General features: G+C 54.4%; 18 protein-coding genes. 9 read left to right on the top strand and 9 right to left on the bottom strand.

The genetic code is table 11. The features are described from left to right. The first annotated feature begins 95 nt into the window (after positions 1-95). Both FD38_RS07255 and FD38_RS07260 read left to right on the top strand, forming a co-directional pair. Entirely contained in the window at positions 96-755 is a 660-nt protein-coding gene (locus FD38_RS07255; protein WP_057732777.1) for a histidine phosphatase family protein, read from the top strand. 17 nt (positions 756-772) lie between these two features. Then, the gene (locus FD38_RS07260) at positions 773-1,213 is read left to right on the top strand and encodes a GNAT family N-acetyltransferase (RefSeq protein ID WP_057732779.1); all 441 of its coding nucleotides are present in this window, start codon (positions 773-775) and stop codon (positions 1,211-1,213) included. Between the two features lie 139 nt (positions 1,214-1,352). Here the strand turns inward: FD38_RS07260 and FD38_RS07265 are convergent, their stop codons facing one another. Then, the gene (locus tag FD38_RS07265; protein ID WP_057732781.1) at positions 1,353-1,874 is read right to left on the bottom strand and encodes a C40 family peptidase; all 522 of its coding nucleotides are present in this window, start codon (positions 1,872-1,874) and stop codon (positions 1,353-1,355) included. Positions 1,875-2,067: 193 nt separating this feature from the next. Here FD38_RS07265 and FD38_RS07270 point away from each other — a divergent pair, with 193 nt between their 5' ends. Then, positions 2,068-2,541 carry a MerR family transcriptional regulator gene (locus tag FD38_RS07270; RefSeq protein WP_057732782.1) on the top strand — a complete coding sequence of 158 codons (474 nt, stop codon included), beginning with the start codon at positions 2,068-2,070 and terminating at the stop codon, positions 2,539-2,541. Positions 2,542-2,656: 115 nt separating this feature from the next. On the opposite strand, the gene FD38_RS07275 is transcribed toward FD38_RS07270, so the two are convergent. Further along, on the bottom strand, positions 2,657-5,461 hold the full coding sequence (locus FD38_RS07275) for an MMPL family transporter (RefSeq protein ID WP_057732784.1): 2,805 nt from the start codon (positions 5,459-5,461) through the stop codon (positions 2,657-2,659). A 201-nt stretch (positions 5,462-5,662) separates the two neighbouring features. Here FD38_RS07275 and FD38_RS07280 point away from each other — a divergent pair, with 201 nt between their 5' ends. Continuing rightward, entirely contained in the window at positions 5,663-5,902 is a 240-nt protein-coding gene (locus tag FD38_RS07280) for a hypothetical protein (RefSeq protein ID WP_057732786.1), read from the top strand. Positions 5,903-5,914: 12 nt separating this feature from the next. Then, the gene (locus FD38_RS07285) at positions 5,915-6,892 is read left to right on the top strand and encodes a linear amide C-N hydrolase (protein ID WP_057732788.1); all 978 of its coding nucleotides are present in this window, start codon (positions 5,915-5,917) and stop codon (positions 6,890-6,892) included. Positions 6,893-6,993: 101 nt separating this feature from the next. Here FD38_RS07285 and FD38_RS07290 read toward each other — a convergent pair whose 3' ends face one another. Beyond that, the gene (locus FD38_RS07290; protein WP_057732790.1) at positions 6,994-7,980 is read right to left on the bottom strand and encodes a YdcF family protein; all 987 of its coding nucleotides are present in this window, start codon (positions 7,978-7,980) and stop codon (positions 6,994-6,996) included. A 121-nt stretch (positions 7,981-8,101) separates the two neighbouring features. Here FD38_RS07290 and FD38_RS07295 point away from each other — a divergent pair, with 121 nt between their 5' ends. After that, positions 8,102-8,725: a glycoside hydrolase family 73 protein gene (locus FD38_RS07295; RefSeq protein WP_057732792.1), complete on the top strand. Its 624-nt coding sequence runs from the start codon at positions 8,102-8,104 to the stop codon at positions 8,723-8,725. A gap of 57 nt (positions 8,726-8,782) precedes the next feature. On the opposite strand, the gene FD38_RS07300 is transcribed toward FD38_RS07295, so the two are convergent. Then, the gene (locus FD38_RS07300; protein WP_225430768.1) at positions 8,783-10,096 is read right to left on the bottom strand and encodes a serine hydrolase domain-containing protein; all 1,314 of its coding nucleotides are present in this window, start codon (positions 10,094-10,096) and stop codon (positions 8,783-8,785) included. A gap of 235 nt (positions 10,097-10,331) precedes the next feature. On the opposite strand from FD38_RS07300, the gene FD38_RS07305 reads away from it, so the two are divergent. Together FD38_RS07305 and FD38_RS07310 are read left to right on the top strand one after the other, a co-directional pair. Beyond that, entirely contained in the window at positions 10,332-11,099 is a 768-nt protein-coding gene (locus FD38_RS07305) for a TerC family protein (protein WP_057732793.1), read from the top strand. 153 nt (positions 11,100-11,252) lie between these two features. Beyond that, positions 11,253-12,119: an NAD(P)-dependent oxidoreductase gene (locus FD38_RS07310; RefSeq protein ID WP_057732795.1), complete on the top strand. Its 867-nt coding sequence runs from the start codon at positions 11,253-11,255 to the stop codon at positions 12,117-12,119. 361 nt (positions 12,120-12,480) lie between these two features. On the opposite strand, the gene FD38_RS07315 is transcribed toward FD38_RS07310, so the two are convergent. The 3 genes from FD38_RS07315 to trpX are packed head-to-tail and all read right to left on the bottom strand — an operon-like array spanning position 12,481 to position 15,135. Beyond that, on the bottom strand, positions 12,481-13,251 hold the full coding sequence (locus FD38_RS07315; RefSeq protein WP_057732797.1) for an ABC transporter ATP-binding protein: 771 nt from the start codon (positions 13,249-13,251) through the stop codon (positions 12,481-12,483). Then, a complete protein-coding gene (locus FD38_RS07320) occupies positions 13,244-14,143 on the bottom strand; it encodes an ABC transporter permease (RefSeq protein ID WP_057732799.1) in 900 nt (299 codons plus the stop codon). The genes FD38_RS07315 and FD38_RS07320 overlap by 8 nt, the downstream gene beginning before the upstream one ends. Beyond that, the gene (gene trpX / locus FD38_RS07325) at positions 14,140-15,135 is read right to left on the bottom strand and encodes a tryptophan ABC transporter substrate-binding protein (protein ID WP_057732801.1); all 996 of its coding nucleotides are present in this window, start codon (positions 15,133-15,135) and stop codon (positions 14,140-14,142) included. Before trpX ends, FD38_RS07320 begins: the two co-directional genes overlap by 4 nt. A gap of 471 nt (positions 15,136-15,606) precedes the next feature. Here trpX and FD38_RS07330 point away from each other — a divergent pair, with 471 nt between their 5' ends. After that, positions 15,607-16,488 (top strand): DegV family protein, encoded by an 882-nt coding sequence (locus tag FD38_RS07330; protein WP_057732804.1) that lies wholly within the window; start codon positions 15,607-15,609, stop codon positions 16,486-16,488. A gap of 57 nt (positions 16,489-16,545) precedes the next feature. Here FD38_RS07330 and FD38_RS07335 read toward each other — a convergent pair whose 3' ends face one another. Both FD38_RS07335 and FD38_RS07340 read right to left on the bottom strand, forming a co-directional pair. Further along, positions 16,546-17,241, bottom strand: coding sequence for a CPBP family intramembrane glutamic endopeptidase (locus FD38_RS07335; protein ID WP_057732806.1), 696 nt, complete (start codon positions 17,239-17,241; stop codon positions 16,546-16,548). Between the two features lie 27 nt (positions 17,242-17,268). Then, complete coding sequence (locus tag FD38_RS07340; protein ID WP_057732808.1) at positions 17,269-17,652, bottom strand: VOC family protein; 384 nt, start codon at positions 17,650-17,652, stop codon at positions 17,269-17,271. Positions 17,653-17,833: the final 181 nt, after the last annotated feature.

Below are 17,833 nucleotides of genomic sequence, written 5' to 3' on the forward strand. Positions count from 1 at the left end.
TTAGGAAAACTTTAAGTCAACCACCAAAATGTAACCGCTTTGGCGGGGTTATTTGGTACACTAGAGGTAGTTCAGACGAAAGGTGTGAAGACGTTATGGATAAAGGAATCACGCTGTACGTGGTGCGGCACGGCCAAACCTATTTCAACATTTATAACAAATTGCAGGGTTGGAGCAATTCCCCGTTGACCGAGGCGGGACTGGCCGATGCCCGGCAAGCCGGCCAACGGCTCAAGGACGTCAAGTTTGCGGCGGCCTATTGTAGTGATACGACCCGGGCCGAACAAACGGCGCAGACCATCATCGCGGCTAACGCGTCGGCGCCCAAGCTCACCACGGCGCCGTTCTTTAGAGAAGAGTTCTACGGTTATTACGAAGGCACCGATATGGCCCAGGCCTGGTACGTTGCCGGGGCGCCACACGGGGTGCCGACGTTTAAGGCCATCGAAGCCAAGTATTCGATTGGAAAGGCTAAGGACTTCCTGAAGGCCGCCGACCCGTTCCATCAAGCCGAAGATAACGCGGAGTATTGGCAACGGGTGGACCAGGGATTTGACCTGATTCGCCACAATCCCGCGCTGCACGACGGCGATAACGTCTTACTGATTAGTCACGGCAACACGTTACTGAGCTTAATGGAACGTTACGGCCAGGGCAAGTACGACCTCAGTGTCCGGCCCGCTAACGGGAGCTTAACCAAATTACACTTAACCGACCAGAATATTCAGGTCCTGAGTTACAATCAAAAAGATTAGGAAACGGAGCTGACAGTATGGAATGTCGTATGGCTTGGGGGACGCAGAATCCCTGTTATCAGGACGCCGTTGGGATTCGACGGCAAGTGTTTATTGACGAGCAGGGGATTGACCCCCACGACGAACTCGACGGGACCGACGAAGATAAGATGCATTACGTGGGTTACGTGAACGACCAACCCGTGACCACAGCCCGCATCGACATGCTGGCCGGTAACCGGGTCAAAATCCAGCGGGTGGCCACCGTGGCGTCCGCGCGGCATCGGGGCTATGCCGGCACGTTGATCAAGCAGATCATTGCCGACGCACGGCGCTCGGACGTCGCCCGGATCGAACTGGACGCGCAGTTGACCGCGTTAGCCTTTTATCAGGAATTAGGGTTCGTCGCGATCGGTGAGCCGTTCGAAGAGGCGGGAATCCAGCACAAAACCATGCGTTACCAAGTCACTAACGCTTAATATAGGACAGACGAGCGGGGACCGACCGAATTGGTGGGTCCCCGTTTTTGGTCACAAAAAAACGTTGCCGCTAGCCATCTGCTAGCGCGCAACGTTTTGAGGTTTTACCGATCTATTTATTCATGAGAAAGTCATCGGTTTAGTTATTGCTGGACGTGGTTACACGGGCGTAACCTACCGCGTGCCACCATGGGGCGTGAACGGCTTCGCGAACCACACCACGGTTTTGGGCATCGATCATCTTGCCCTTACCAATGTACATCCCAACGTGGGAGATGGAGTACTTACTACCACCGAAGAAGACCAAGTCACCCTTCTTGATGTTCGCGTACTTCACGTGCTTGTAAGCGTTGAATTGCGCTTGGGCGGTCCGGGGCAGGGTCACGTTAGCACCCTTGCGGTAGATGTAGCTGGTAAAACCGGAGCAATCGAAGACGTTGGGGCCAACGGCACCGTAGACGTATGAGGCCCCTAAGTGAGCCTTAGCGACCTTGTAAACGGCCTTGAACGTCGTGTTCTTCTTAGCGGCGGGAACAGTTGTCTCTGTAGTGGTATCAGTTGTTGCATCGGTACTATCAGCGGCGGCTGTCGTGGTGGCCAACGTCACGGCCCCCGAAACAACTAATGCGATTGTCGCAATACTTTTAACTAATTTTTTCATCCTAACATCACAACTCCTCATGAATTTACAAGTTCAAGGTTACCAGTCTAATATGACAATTTTGTAACAAGTGAGTTGCAATGCCGTTAAATGTCTTAAACAAAACATTACTTTCTAAGGGGATAACTTGCGATTGGCGGGCAAACCTTGGTAAACTACATCTTGATAAAAACAGTTCAGCCAGAGGGAGGCAATGGACGTGGCAGAATTTACAGATGAAATGCGACACGTATTTGACGTACACCGGTTGGTCTTTCGAATTGGGGAGTTGGCCAGCATGACCGGGGTGTCGCCACGTCAGCTACGGTATTGGGAAAAGAAGGGGCTGATCAAGTCCCGGGAACGTGAAGGCGAGCAGGCGCGGGTCTACACGTTTGGTACGTTTGTAAAGGTTTCGATGATCAAATATTTCTTGGATAACGGGTATACGTTGACCGCGGCGAGTCAGAAGGCTGCGGCCCGCAATTCGAGTGCCAAGGTGCTCCACCGGTTTATTTCAACGGGATTACAGGGCTTTGCCGAAATTGATGGTCAAATGGCCATCAATTTGGGGCCCTTCGACGACCAGCAAACGTTGATGGCCACGTTACCCGAGGACGGGGCGGTGGCGTACCGGTTACTGCCCAACGCCGAAGCGCAAAAGTTAACGCAAGCGTCACCAGAATAGGATGAGCGTTAGCGGCCAGGTTGGGGAATGGCCGGTAGCTTGAAGCCATAAAAAGACGGGACCACGCATTTTTTCTGCGTGGTCCCGTCTTTTGGCATGTTGATTGAAACGTTATTTATTTTTGATCGTCGGTTGACTGATCGTCAGTGGCATCGGCGTCGGTGTGGTGTCGCCGCCAAGAACGCCGTGAAGGCCGTCCCGTAGCTTTGCGCGTTGGCCAGTGGAACTGATAAGGCTTTTGCGCGGGGATGATCACGGAAAGCTTACCGAAGGACGAGGCCATTAACGGTAACGTGATGTTGAAGATGATCGCCGTCAAAATGGTAATCAGCGTGACCGCCGTTAAGACCTGAGATTCGGCCGCTAACAACCCGAGGACCCCGGCAATGACGATGAACAGTGAATGCCGCATGGTCTGGCCGACTTCGTGAATGCCCGGAAGTAACCAATCCAGTAATGGGGCCTCGTTTAACCGGTAGCTCAACGCTAGCTGGGTCAGTTCGACCACGGCGAGGACCGTCAGTGGTACGAAGGCCAGTAACGGTACTTGCCAGTTGAACTGACTGTTCCCGGTCAACCATTGCATGATCAGGTGGGTCAGTTGGTAACTTGCCGCCGCGGAAGCCAGGAAGGTTAAGAACCAGTAGCTAGTTTGTAACAGCGACCGGCTGAAGATGACCAGCAGGAGCAACGTGATACCGAAGACTAACAGCAAGACGCGTGGTAAGTCGTGTTGGAACTGTTCCTGTAACGTCGAGGTGACGACCGGTTGGCCGGAGAAGGTCAACGTGGCATCCTTCAAAGAAGTGCCCCGCAACTGGCTCGTGGCCACTTGCTTAAGTGACTGCAGCGTCTTGGTCGTGGTCTTGGCGTTCGGTTCTCGCTTCAACGTGATGGTCAGGTACGTGGTCTTGACCTTGGCGTCGGTGAAGTTGACCAGGGATTGTTGGAAATCACCGCTGGCCAGTTGCGTAGGCGTCAGGTACAGCGACTTCGCGGCTTCGGAGTTTTGCAAGCCGCCCAGGTAAGTGTAAACCTGGTTGATGGACTTGTTTAACTTCTGAACCTGCTTACGCGTTTGTCCCAAGCTGGAGTTGACCGCCTTGATGGATTCTTGGTAGGTGCTCAGGTTGGATTGAACGGTGCTGACGTCACTGCTGGTAGCCCCAACGGCTGCGGCTAAGTTCGTCAGCGTGGTCGACGCCGTGTTCAATTCGGTATTGATCCGGTTCAGTTGACGAATGTAACGCCGGGCAGCCTTCGAGGAGCTACTGCTAGTCGAGGTATTGCTCTGGACGGATGACAAGGCCGACTGGAGCCGACTACTTTGACTGACTAACTTGTCGGTCTTGGTGGACAGCTTGTTGAGGCGCTTGACCTCAGCCTTCAAATCCTTTTGCTTCAAGCCGTTTTGGTCGGCCTTGATGGCGTTGCGGATGGACTGGAGTTGACCCATGGCCCCGGATAAACTAGTGGTGACCCCGTTTAATTGCCGGGAGACGTAGTACTGGGTCACGGGTTGACCGCCGGGTTGGGTGACGGACGTGACCGCCGCAACACCGGGTTGAGCCCGTAATTTCTTGGTTAAATTATCGAGCTGGTAAAGTTGATCTTGATTATCCAGGCGCTGCTTGTTCTGCAGGTACAGCGTGACTGGCGTGGCTTTTCCTTGACCAAAGTGGGCACTGAGGACGCGTGCCCCTTGCACGGCTTGGTTATTCGGAATATCTTGTGCGTTGTTGTAATTCAGGTGGGCTTGCGTGCCACCAAACAGACCGACCCCGGCAAAGTAGAGGACCACGATGACCGCAATCCAAGGTTGCCAGAGACCGAAGCGGGCCAGTTGCCGCCACAGCTTGTGGTCGGCCAATTGGGGCCGCGTCTTTTTCGGCCAGAAGAGGCTGTTCCCGAGCATTCCAGCAAAGACCGGAATCAGGGTGACGCTGGCCACCCCGGTGATGGCAAAACCAACGCCGAGAATGCCAAGGGCCCGAATGCTGGAAAACTTGAAGAGCATCAGGCTACCGAAGGCCAACGTCAAGCTCAGGGTACTGATCAAAATCCGGTAGCCCAGGTTGTGAATGACTTGAGTGGTCGCGGCCTGGCTGTCCGTCCCCTCGTCGACCAGGTTACGCAGGTCCCTAAAGAACCAGAAGCTGGTCAGCAGGGTAAACAGGCTGATCCCCAATAGCAGGAAGATCGGCGTGTATTCGGAGTACGCGAAGTTCCAGTGATAGGCTAGGTTCGTTGCGAGACTAAGGGTGGAAATATAGCTAATGAGAATGGCCAAGAAAGTGATGATTGGCGCAATAATTGACGCGAATAAAATCCCCATCGCAACTAAGGCAATTAGTAAGGTCATCAAAATGACGATCAGCGTAAACGAGGCAATGTGTTCGTTGGCCGCGTCGCTGACGATTTCGGGACTAGTCACGTAGGTTTCTAAGCCCGCCGTGCCAATCTCGTTTTTCAACTGCTTGGCAATGTCGCGAACGGGTTCCTGGTTATGACTAACGGACAGTTGCACGATTTCCGTGGATTGGTCCTTGGACAATAACTGTGGTCGACTCGTCGGGGTATTGGTCATGGTCGTGATCTTTTGAATCCCGTAGTAAGTCGACTTTTTCTGTAATGCCGACGTGGTCTTGTTGATCGCGGCTAACTGTTTATTGGTCAGTTTCCCCGCGGGGTTGTTAAAGACCGCATTGACCGTGTAGGTGCCGTCAAGGTTACGCCCCCAATGGTTCCGTACTTGACTGGCCTTAACGGGTTGACTCGTATTCGCCAATTGTGGTTGACCATCGTATTGGATGATCGTGTTGACATTTGGTAAGGTCACAATGGCCGCAAAGACCACAACTAACCAGAATACGAGTGCAAAAATTCGGTTATGATGAAGCTTTCTAATCCGTTCTTGCATATGTAATCTGAGTCCTCTCTGAGTAATTAGTTTCCCGCCGTGCAAGCAGGGTGCAATTCATGCTTAATTCTACCATATCTAGCCCCATCCGAAAGGGATAGGTTTTGATTTAGAAAAAGTTAAGGAAGTCATTTGATTGACTTCCCGCTAAAAGCCGGTAAAGTAGGAGTACTTACGAACTAAAAGAAAGTAGATGATTTTATGGCCAAACGCCATCATGCTTACACCAGTCCCTTTGCGGCACTGATGGGGGCCGACCGGTTCGACTTTGCGACCCAGCTGGCGCAACAAACGGGCCTGGACCCCAGTCAGGTTTTGTTTGCTTACTTACAAATCACGGCCAGTGTGGCGGGAGCGGGACTATCCGGGGACACGGCCCGGCAACGGGCCATCGACCAGCAGTTCCAACGATTTCTGAATGATGCTCAGGCCGCGGACTAGAGGAGGCGGACTATGTGTACCAGTATTTTGCAGATTGCTAAGGACGGGAGCCATATTTTAGCCCGGACCATGGATTGGCACGTGATGCGCAGTATGCCGCTCTTCGTGCCCCGCGGCTATCGGTGGCAAAGCCTCTTTGACAACCAGCCCCACGTCACCAAGTACGCGTTGATCGGCGGGGGTGGTCCCCACGACCACGAGATCGACGTGTCCGATGGCGTCAACGAGCGCGGGCTCAGCGTCCAGAAATTGACCTTCGCGAACGGGTCACGGTTGGTGGACACGCCGACCCCGGACCACGTCCATTTGGCGCCGTTTGAATTTTCGTTCTACTTATTAAGTTGCTACGGCTCGATCGCCGAAATTGAAGCCCACTTGCCCGAAATTCAACTGATGAGTGGGCGACTCGCGGCCAACGCCATCGGCGACAGTGAGCTTCATTTTGCGGTGGTCGACCGAACGGGCCGGACCGTGGTGATCGAACCCACCCACTTTCCCATGCGCATCCGGGAAAATCCGCTGGGCGTGGTCACCAACAGTAAAGACTTCGAGTTACAACTGGAGCGCTTGGGGCAGTACGTCAACTACACCGATGACTTTGTTGCCGGGACGGTCCCGGTGAACACGCCGCGGGTGACGACCGGCCGGTTCTCGGGTAAACCGGTGCCCAGTGGCTCCTACACGCCGGGGGGCCGATTCGTGCGCGCCGCCTATTACAAGGAACGTGCCGACCTGCCCGCCGACGAAGCCGCCGGCGTCATTAGTGCTTGGCACCTGTTGGACAGCGTCACGGTCCCCAAGAGTCACCACTACCGCCCGACGTACTCGGTTTATCGTGCGGCGACCTGTAGCGAATCGTTGACCTATTATTTTCAACCTTACAACCGGTTAGACGTGGTACGGTTACGGTTAACCCGGGAAATGTTGTCCTGGACGACGCCAAAATTTTACCCGATAAAAAATGAATTCACTGTGACAGATTTGAACTAACCGCAACCTAAAATCGGCAATTATTCCTGACGCGGGAATAGTTGCCGATTTTGAATTTAGTCGGGTAAGCTGACCCGGAAGACTTGCTAACTTGACGGTTTTTAAATCAATAACCAGAGTCCGTTGATGACCACCAACGTGACCAGAACGCCCCGGTGTAAACGGGGGTGGAGCATGAGGATGGCGAGAAATTCGCGGGCCCAGGCCATGGGCAGGTAGGCCCACCGCGTCGGGGCGGGCACCCCGGGACACCGGATCCCCAGGTGGTGCGCCAGAATCTGCGTCCGAAAGAGGTGGTAGCTACTGGTGATCAGGACCACCCGGCCGCCCTGTTGGGGTAATTTGACCCAGAGACGCTGGCTGTTGAACAGGTTGGTCAGGGTGTTGGTCGCCGCCGTTTCTTGAACGATTTTATCGGCGGGAAAGCCGTGAGTCTGCAGGTAGGCTGCCATGGCGGCCGCTTCGCTGACGGTCTCGTCCGGTCCCTGGCCGCCCGTGACCAGCAAGGTGACCGGAGACGACTGCCGTTTGGCGAGGGCCAAGGCGGTGTCGAGCCGCGCGCCCAGGATGCGGCCGACCTGATCCCCGTTGACCAGTCCGGCGCCCAAAACGACCAGCGTATCGGCGTGCCGGGCCCGGTGAAGGCTGGCCCGGCAATAGCCCACTAGGCTGGCGGCGTAGAGAACGCCCAGGTAGAGGCTAAAGACGGGAATAAACGTTAGCCAGGGCCACAGGGTATCGCTGAAATGGCCGGTCAAAACGGCCCAGGTCCAGCCGCCCCCCAGGATCATCCAGCTGCCGATACCGAGCCGTAAGCCCCAAGTGAGGCGTTCGCGTTTACGCAAGACGCGGTGTGGGACCAGGAGAATCAGAGCCAACGTGCCCAACCCGCTGACCGCAATCAGGGCCACGACCGCCCAACCAATGATGGCCAAGCCGTGGGCCCAGGCGTGCTGGGAAAAACTAGCAATCAAGATAATTAGGCCGCCACTTAAACTGGTAATGACGGCGCTAAACAGGCCGTGGGGTTGCCAGAAGGTCATGAGGGCGGTCAAACACAGGAGAAAAAAGATTAAACTCAGTAGCACGGGGGAAGCCTCCTTTCGGAAAAAAGATTAAGTTTTGTTGTGGCCTGCGGCAAAGTCGTTTCCCCGGACGGTAAAGGTGGTTATAATAGGACCAATTATAACGGAAATTGGGGGGACGCGGGTGCCAAAACGACGTCGAAGAAGTCATCAGCGAAATAGCCATCCCGCCTTTGCGACCTGGATCTTTGTCATGGTCCTGCTGGTCGTAGGGGGTGGCTTACTGGTGCGCAGTAAATTAAAGACAGAAATTGAATCGGGATTTGTCACCCAAACCACGAGTAGTTCGTCGTCGAATGAGACCGCCGCTCAGCAGCAATTTATCAAGAAGATGGCGGCGCCGGCGGTCCGGGTCTACCAGCAAAATGGTCAGGTCCTGCCGAGTATCGTGATTGCGCAGGCCATCTTGGAGTCTAGCTGGGGGACCTCCCAACTGTTCTTGCAGGCCAACAACCCGTTTGGGGTCAAGGGGGCCTATCAGGGCAGTAGTAAGGAATTTTGGACCACCGAATACGTAAATAATAAGCGCGTGAAGGTCAAGGCCGCTTTTCGGAACTACCCGAACCTGACGGATGCCATTTTGGATCACGACGCGCTGTTAAAACAAAACTATTTTAAGGGAACCGTGACGGATTATCAAACGGCCGCTAAGTTGTTACAAACCAACGGCTACGCGACGGATCCGGATTATGCCAAGAAGTTGACCAACGTCATCGCCACGTATAATTTGAACCAGTACGACACTTAATTTAAAAAAAGGAGGCAGCCTTCGCTCAGATCAGCGAGGACTGTCTCCTTTTTAACGCTAATTTTCGTTATAGTTTTCGGCGAGACTGTATAACGTCTGTGCCAAGGAATTAATTGATTTGGTAGGACTTTGGTTGGCGAAGAGAATCGCGCCGTACTTGTTTCCCTCGGTCCCGTACAATACGGTATCGTAACCGGCACCGGTCAGGGAACCCCGGATGCGTTTCATGCCACCGCTATAGTGGTACATGCCGCCATCGTAGGTGTACTTCTGGTTGTTGGCCAGGTCGTTGTACTGGCTCTTGGTCAGGACCTTACCGTTACGCAGGCCGCGTTGGAAGGTCGCGTAATCTTCCGGCGTGGAGTAATAGTTACCGGCGCCCAATAGCGACGACATCAGGTCTTGCGAGACGTTAGCGCTCTGGTAATCTTGACCGTTGGCGTAACGATAACCGCTAGCGGCGAGTTGCGAGGTCGGTAATTGGTCCCAAGCGTAGGTGTTTTGGAGACCTAATGGCTTGATGATTCGGCTTTGCACCAAGTCTTCATAACTCTGGCCGGTCACCTTCGAGGCGATGGCGGCAAGCAGGGCGTAGTTGGCGTTAGTGTAGTTAAAGCTGGACTTCCCGGTTGAATTCAATTGTTGCAAGGTGTAGTTGATTTGAGCCGCTTGCGTGGTGAGCAAAGACCCCGGCGTACTTTCGGCCATGTTGATTCCGGAACGGTGGTCGAGCAACTGTCGAATCGTGATGTTCTGGCTGTACTTGACGCTAGGATAGAATTTGCTCAGCTTATCGGTCATCGACAGCTTGTTGCTACTGGTCAGCTGTTCGATGATGGCCCCCGTCATCACCTTCTGCAGTGACGCGATGGGGTAAAGGGTGTTGGCGGCATTGGCCGTCTGGCTAGACGCATCGGCGTACCCCACGCTGACGTGACTGGCGTTAGTCGAGTAATTGTTAAATAAAATGGCCCGGCCCTTAAAGTGGGCGTTGGTCAGCAAAGCCTGCGCGTTGCTGGTCCGGCTGAACTTCTGTAAGGCCCGCTGGTCGACCCAGCCGATGGTCTTGCCGTACCAGGAAAACTTGGCGAACGTAACGCCGTTAGATAACTTGGCCGTCTGGCTGACCCGCACGAACCGATGTTGCCAGTTCTTCCCGCTGGCGTCGCGCGTCGTGGCCGACCGGCGCGTCTTGTAGGGACCGTAATAATAAATCCCATCGTTACGCTTGGGTTGCCCCACGAACCGGGCGTTGTAGTCCGTGTTCTGGGTGTTCGTAATTGTCAAATAGCTACTGGCGTGGGCCCCACCCACGGGCAGTAGGCCGCCCGCAAAGATTGCGGAAGCGGCGATTAACATGAGTTTTTTCACAATAACCATCCATTCCCCTTTGATTGGTAGTATACGTTCATGGTAACGCGCTTTAGTTGCGAATTAATAACAAGACGATGGCGTTTCGGTAACATTTTCAACGTTTTAAATTATGAAGGACACAGGTTACTTAACCAACGAGCGCGCGAGCGGTTAAAAAATTTGGCGGGTTAGTCGCCAGGGAGCCCGTCGGTATGGTAAAATGGCCCCAACAAAAAAGGAGCTGAAGCATGCGGTGTTACATTTTTTAAGTCAGTTATACGGGCCATTTTTTGACCCGCAGAACTGGGCAACTGTGATTACAACGGGAAACGATTGGCTGATTATTTTTTCATTAGTTCTGATCGAGTGTCTGTTGTCCGTCGATAACGCGGTGGTTTTGGCCGCCCAAACGCAATCGTTACCGACGCAGGAATTGCGCGAGAAATCGCTGTTTTACGGAATTTGGGGAGCCTATATTTTTCGGTTCATTATCATTGGGTTGGGGACCTATTTGATTCATTTCTGGGAGATCAAGGTCTTAGGGTCACTGTATCTGGCTTATCTGGTCTTTCAATTCTTTACCCGGACCCGTGTGAAACATACGCGTAAATTGGTCACAGACAAGAAACACCGGGTGTTTTCGCTGTTCTGGTCCGTCGTGATTCAGATCGAATTAATGGACATCGTGTTCTCCGTGGACTCGGTCCTGGCTTCGTTGGCCATTTCGAGCAACCCGGTCATCGTCTTGATTGGGGGGATGATCGGAATCCTGGCCATGCGGGGGGTCGCCGAGATCATCATGAAGTTGATGCAACGGATTCCCGAACTGGAACCGATGGCCTACATTTTGATCGGCATCATCGCGGTGAAGCTGTTCCTGTCGATTCCGGCCATCGATATCGAGATTCCGGCCGTGGTGTTTGGCCTGATCGTGGTGGGAGCCATCATTGTGACGCTCTTGATTCACGTGATTCGGCAACGGCGGAGGGCTCAGAAACCTTCCGAACCTAAAAAAGATTAATCCCTAAGGGTGTGTCGTGCTTCGCGCGGGGCACCCTTTTGTGCGGGGGCGTCACGGTGGTCGGGCGCAATGACCCAGCGACTCGCGTTACTGACCCTCTAATGGAAGTTTCGTGGTACGATAGGGCTAATCACAACCAAGGGGGTTAGTGACATGCAAATTGGTTTTATCGGTACCGGCGTGATGGGTACCGGCATCATTCAGAATCTGTTGAAGGCGGGGCACCAGGTCGTGGTTTACAATCGAACCAAGGCTCACGCGCAGACCGTCCTTACGGCGGGGGCGACCTGGGCGGACTCACCGCAGGCCGTGGCGGCTCAGTCCACGGTGATCATTACCATGGTTGGGTTTCCACAGGATGTGCAGGACGTCTATTCCCGCACGGACGGCATCTTTGCTGGCGCCCGGCCGGGCAGTACGGTGATCGACATGACCACCAGTACACCGGCGTTAGCCGTGGAGTTGACTAAGACGGCCCATGAATTGAAGTTAAAGGCCCTCGATGCCCCAGTTTCCGGGGGTGACGTGGGGGCGAAAAACGCCACGCTGACCGTCATGGTCGGGGGTGATCAGGAGGCCTACCAGGCCATGAAGCCGCTCTTTGACCAGATTGGTCAACGCGTGAATTACTTCGGGACCGCCGGAAAGGGCCAACACACCAAGATGGCTAACCAAATTATGATTGCGGGGACCATGACCGGCCTGACTGAGATGTTGGTTTACGCGAAGGCGGCCGGTCTGGACCTACCCCAGGTCTTAGCCACGTTAAGTAGTGGTGGGGCCGATAACTGGAGCATGGAAAACTACGTCCCACGCATCTTAAAGAACGATTACACGCCAGGCTTCTTTGCCAAGCATTTTCTCAAGGATTTGCGGATTGCCTTACGGGAAGCTGACCGGATGCACTTAGACCTACCGGCGACCCAGCAGGCCAAACAGCTCTACGAGACCATGGTCGACGACTGCGGTCTGGGCGATGACGGGACGCAGGGCTTGATTAAGATTTATGAAGACAAGTAACGGGTAACTTAACTAATCTGTCTAAAAAGACTAATTTGAAGTATTCAGCGCTTCCAGGCCAGTCAGAAACGGGCTGGAACGGAGTGGGTACGGCTTCAAGCCCGAAAATCAGGTCTTGAAGACCGACCTTTGTCTAGGCCGGCAAAGCACACCGGCCAACACAAATTTCACTCCTGAGCCCATTTCTGACTGGCCCTCCAGCTCACATAAGTTATAACAATAATTAAACTGGGTTCTTTTCGGCAAGGGTAATGGGTGATCAGTTAAATCAGTGATTGAGTTTTAAGACAGGCCCTAGCTAAATAAAGGGACGCCCCGAATTTCGTGGGGCGTCCCTTTATTTGTAGATGATGCGTCATTCCTATTCGATTTCCGCAAAGAAACTGTAGAGTTTCTCGGTGGTCAGCGCGGCCTTTTCGGCTCCCGCCACGTCAAAGGTGATTTGGCCGTGGTGGAGGACAATCAGCCGGTTGCCGTAAGTCAGGGCATCTTCGAGGTGGTGGGTGATCATCAGACAGGTCAGGTTTTGGTCCTGTACCCGTTCGTTGGTCAGGTGCATTAGGTCCTGACTAGTTTGCGGGTCCAACGCGGCGGTGTGTTCGTCTAGTAACAACAGTTCCGGCCGCTTTAAGGTCGCCATCAAAAAGCTCAGGGCCTGACGTTGGCCCCCGGACAGGTTCCCCGTAGCGGTGGTTAGGCGTTGGTCCAAGCCGTTGTGCATGGTGGCCGTGATCTCCTTAAAGTGGGCCAGTTGTTTGTTGAGCCGTCGCGGCATGAGGCCGCGGCGTTGCCCGCGCCGTTCGGCCAGCAAGAGGTTCTCGGCCACGGTCATCCGTGGGGCGGTCCCCAACTTGGGGTCCTGGAAGACCCGGCTGAGAAAACGGGTCCGTTTTTCTACGGAATCGTGGGCGATGTCGCGGCCGTTCAGCAGGATCTGACCGCTATCGATCGTTAGGTCGCCCCCGATGGCGTTGAACAGGGTAGATTTCCCGGCCCCGTTCGAGCCCAATACCGTGATGAAGTCGCCGGCGTTGATGGTCAGGTTGAGGTGGTCTAAGATTTTGATTTCTTCGGGCGTGTGGCGGTTGACCTTGAGCACCACGTCCTTGAGTTGTAATAATGGTTTAGTCATTAGTATCTAACCCCCGTTTCAAGATGTGCTTGAAGTTGAAGGCCTGCTTGAAGACCGGCAGCATCATGCACAGCGCCAGGACGATGGCGGATAACAGGTTCAAGTCGTTGGCGTTGAACCCGAGCTTCAGCACGATCAGTAGGACGAACCGGTAGAGGATACTCCCCAAGGTCACGGCGACTAACCGTTGATTGAGGGTCAGGTCCCCAAACGCGACTTCCCCGATGATGATGGAGGCCAGGGCGATGACGATGATCCCAATCCCCATGTTGACGTCGGCGTAGCCGTTGTTTTGGGCAACCAGGGCACCGCCGAAGGCAATCAGCCCGTTGGAGACCATCAGTCCCATGATCTTCATGTTGTCGGTGTTGATACCCAAAGAACGGGCCATGGTCTGGTTATCCCCGGTCGCGATGAACCCTTGGCCCAGCTGGGTTTGAAGGAAGTAGATCACGATGCCCGTGACCACGACCATCACCAGCGTGCCCAGAAAGACGCTGTCGAAGTATTGCGGTAGGCCTTCCAGAAAGTGGTTCTTAAAGAGCGTGGCTTTCCCTAACAGGGAGACGTTGGCCCGGCCCATGATCCGCAGGTTAACGGAGTAGCAGGCGGTCATGACTAAGATCCCGGCTAACAGGATGGGAATGTGGCCCTTGGTGTAGAGTAGTCCGGTGATCAAGCCGGCCAGGCTCCCCACGATAAAGGCTAATAACGTCGCAACGATCGGCGACATGCCGTTACTAATGGCGGCGACACAGGTGGCCGCGCCTAACGGGAAGGTGCCTTCGACCGTCATGTCGGCAAAATCGAGAATTCTAAAGGTGAGGAACAAGCCCACCCCGAGGACGGCCCACAGCAGGCCTTGTCCGATTGCAGATACCATTAAACTCATTTAAAGACCTCCCCGTGTTGTTGGGCTTCCTTGACGACGTCACTGGGGAGCGTGATCCCCAGTTTCTTAGCGGCGGCTAAATTGATGGTCATTTCCCCGCGGCGTTCAAAGTGAATCGGCGTGGTGGCCGGGTTCTTGCCCCGCAGGATGGCGGCGGTCATCTTTCCGGTTTCTACCCCCAGCTTGTACTGGTTGATACTAAGCGTGGCGAGCCCCCCGGCCTTGACCATGGTGTCGACGGCAGGGAACACGGGCACTTTCTTGGCGTTAGCCGTGGCGACCAACGTTTGCATGGCACTGGCCACGGTGTTGTCGGTCGGCACGTAGACCGCGTCGACTTGGGAGACCATCTGCTGGGCGACCTGGTTCAGGTCGTTGGTGTTGGCGATGGAGTAGGCCTTCAGCTTGACGTTGGCCTGCTTACAAATGGCCGCGAATTGGTGGTACTGGGCCGTGGCCGAATCGTCGGATGAGGTGTAGATGATGCCCAGCGTCTTCATATTCGGCATGATCTTTTGGATCAATTTCAATTGGGCCTTCAGAGGCGCTTGATCGGAGACCCCGGTGACGTTGGTGCCCGGCCGGGTGTTACTCTTGACCAGGTCGGCACCCTTGGGGTCGGTGATGGCCCCTAAGACCACCGGCGTGGTGCTCGAGGCGTTGGCTAACGCTTGGGCGGCCGGCGTGGCAATCCCAATCATGACGTTTGCGTGTTCGTTGACGAACCGCGCGCTCATGGTCTTTAGGTTGCTCTGATCGTTTTGCGCGTTTTGAAAATCAATCTTGATGTTCTTGTTGACGTGGTAGCCTTCCTCGGCTAACCCGTGAATGATGCCCTTGTGAATGGCATCGAGTGCCGGGTGGGAGAGGAGCTGTAAGATCCCCACGGTCGGCGTGCCCGTCTTTTGGGCGTTTTGCTGGCGGTTTTCCTTAACGAAGGCAAATCCCAGGAAAATCAATATAATGGCAATTAATCCGTATAACCGTTTCATCCTTCTCAACCTCGCTTTATGAAAGTTGGCTTTTTCCGACTAAAAAAGGGCACCCAGCCGCAGCGGGTACCCCAAAAACTAGTGGGCCGCTGGCGGATAACTCATCCGTGCAGACCCTTTCCATCAGAAAGTTAGCCGGCGCAGATGCGAAGAGCACTCTGTGAGCTCAAGTCGCATCTACAGTGATGACGACTTGATTACCGGCTTTGCCAACGTCCATTTAAGTTCTGAGTAGACATTTGCATGTAACTTTCCTTCTTTCCGTATTCTGAATAAATTTAGTGTACGGCATTGCCCCGCACACGTCAACTCCCTTTTAGCGGTTTTCTCGCAATCAATTTTCGCCGGGCTCACGGTGAAAAACGGCTGGTGCTCAAGCGGGGGCATGGTATACTAAACCATAACTAACTTTGAGACTGACTCGCGGTGCGTGCTTGCCGCGAGACCACCGAAAGCAAGGGAGATGCCGTCGTGAAGATTGCAATTGTGACGGATACGTCGGCGGGGATTACGCCCCAGGAGGCCGCAATCAGGGGGATTACCCTGTTAGCGGCGCCCATTATGTTTGGCAACCGCCAGTATCACGAATATCAAGATTTAAGTCCGGCCGACTATTACCGGTTATTGCGCTTAAGTAAGCCGCGCAAAATGGTGCCGACCGCGCCGCAGATTTCGATGCAAACGGTCCATGCGACCTGCGACCAATTGGCCCATCAGGGCGTGACGGACGTGATCGTCATTGGCCCCACCAGTGGGCTATCCGGGTTCATGACCACGCTAGGGGCCTACGTCGAAAACATCAAGAGCGTCAAGGTCTGGCCCTGGGATTCACGGGCTATCCTGACGGGGATGGGCGACCAGGTGCGCTTAGCGGCGGCTTTGGTCGAACAACGGGTGCCGGTCGCCACGATTTTGGACCGGTTGGCTACGCTACGGGCGACGGCCCATACCGGGTTCGTGGTCGATTCCATCAAGCCGTTGTTACATACGGGAGAAATCAATCCGGGACACGGCCCGGGCAATGCGCCGTTACTAGCGGGTAAGCCGTTACTGGTCTTTGAGGATTCTGGCAAGATTCGGTTTGCCGGAAGTACCCTCCGGTTGAAGAGTGCGCTGGGGGACCTTTTGGATCTCATGGCCCCCGATTTGAATCAAAGTACCGCCCTCAAGGCCACGATTCTCAATGCCGACCAGCCGGAAACGACGGAACAGTGGTTAATGGCGGCCCACGACCGGTTCCCACAAGTCACGTTTGACGCGGCGCTGATCGGCCCCAGCTTCGGGGTCCACGTGGGCGACGGCGCCATGGGCTTGGCCTGGGCGCGCGATTACCGAGAATTGGTGACACGATAACGTTAATTGAGCTAAAAACCGCACCGACTCCAGCCGAGTCAGTGCGGTTTCTTTTGTCTACAGTAAGGATAATGCGTTGTTCATAAAGTGTAACGCGATGTCGTACCGCACGTCGCGGAAGTGGAGGTAGGCGAAACCGAGGACCCAGCCCAAAGCCGAGTACATCAATAGCGTCCACGAGAAGCCACCCACGTGCATGTAACCGAAAATCAACCCGGAGACCAGTACGCCTAGAACGTTGAGCCAACGGTTGTTCTTGCGGAAGAAGTAGTTGAGGAAAATCCCCCGAAAGATCAGTTCCTCAATCACTGGGGCAAAGAAGACCGTGTAGGCCAGGTTCCAAAACGGCAACTGCTGAACTTGTTGGTTAATGGCGGTTTGGTTAGCGGGGCTGCTCAACACGTGCGCCCCAATCAGGACGCTCCACAGCATCTGAATCCCGTACATGAGTAAGAATAGCGCAATCAGTTGCCCGAACCGTTGAAAGGTCAGCGGTGTCCGCCCAAAGTGCCGCGGATTGTCGTAATCCAGTTGCTTTTGGTAGCGCCAACTGATAAATGCTAGGAGTCCCGCTGAATAGATTAGCATGATGCCAATCATCCGGGTGGCCGCGGCGGGTTGGGTGCTGGCTAAGTTGGTAGCCGTGGTTAAAATCAGCGAGTCTGCTAAATAAATGATGATAAACCCGACCCAGTACCCACACCGGCCGAGCCAGTCAAAGAGGGCCATGATGCCCCGAGGTGCCTTTTGCATGTGTCTGCTTCCCCCTTATGCTTGGGTTTAGTGATCGTATTTGCCGATTTCAATCAAATTTTCGTCCGGGTCGCGCACGTAGACCGAGGTCATGGGACCCTGAGCGCCCATCTTGGGCAGCGGGCCGTCGATGATTTCGACCGCGTAGTTGGTCAGATGAGAAAGGATGTTAGCTAAGGGGTCGGTGGCGATGATGGCGAAGTCCGCCGCGCCGACCGTGGGGTGCTTGGCCACCGGTAAGTGGGGGTCGCTGGCAACCTGGAAGTTGATTTTTTGTTTGCCCAGCTTGACGCCGCGGCGACCATCGTCGAATTCTACGATGGGGAGGTCAAAAACCTCGTGGTACCAGCGTACGGAGCGCTCGATGTCGCTAACGGTCAGGGTAATGTGGTCAATGTCACGAATATTCATTTAAAGTGTCAGTCCTTAGTGAAGCAAATTTTCATCATTATAGCATAGTTCCCCGGCGACCCCCTAGGGAGGTGTTGTTGACGCTGGGGCGGGTTTCGTGTTAAGTTATGACGTATTAATGTAGAAAAACGGCCTTGACGTTGTCGGGGCTTTTTTGTGCGAACGCATAAGAGCAGAAGGG

Origin of the sequence: Levilactobacillus zymae DSM 19395, from assembly GCF_001434115.1 — a bacterium.
Classification (GTDB): domain Bacteria; phylum Bacillota; class Bacilli; order Lactobacillales; family Lactobacillaceae; genus Levilactobacillus; species Levilactobacillus zymae.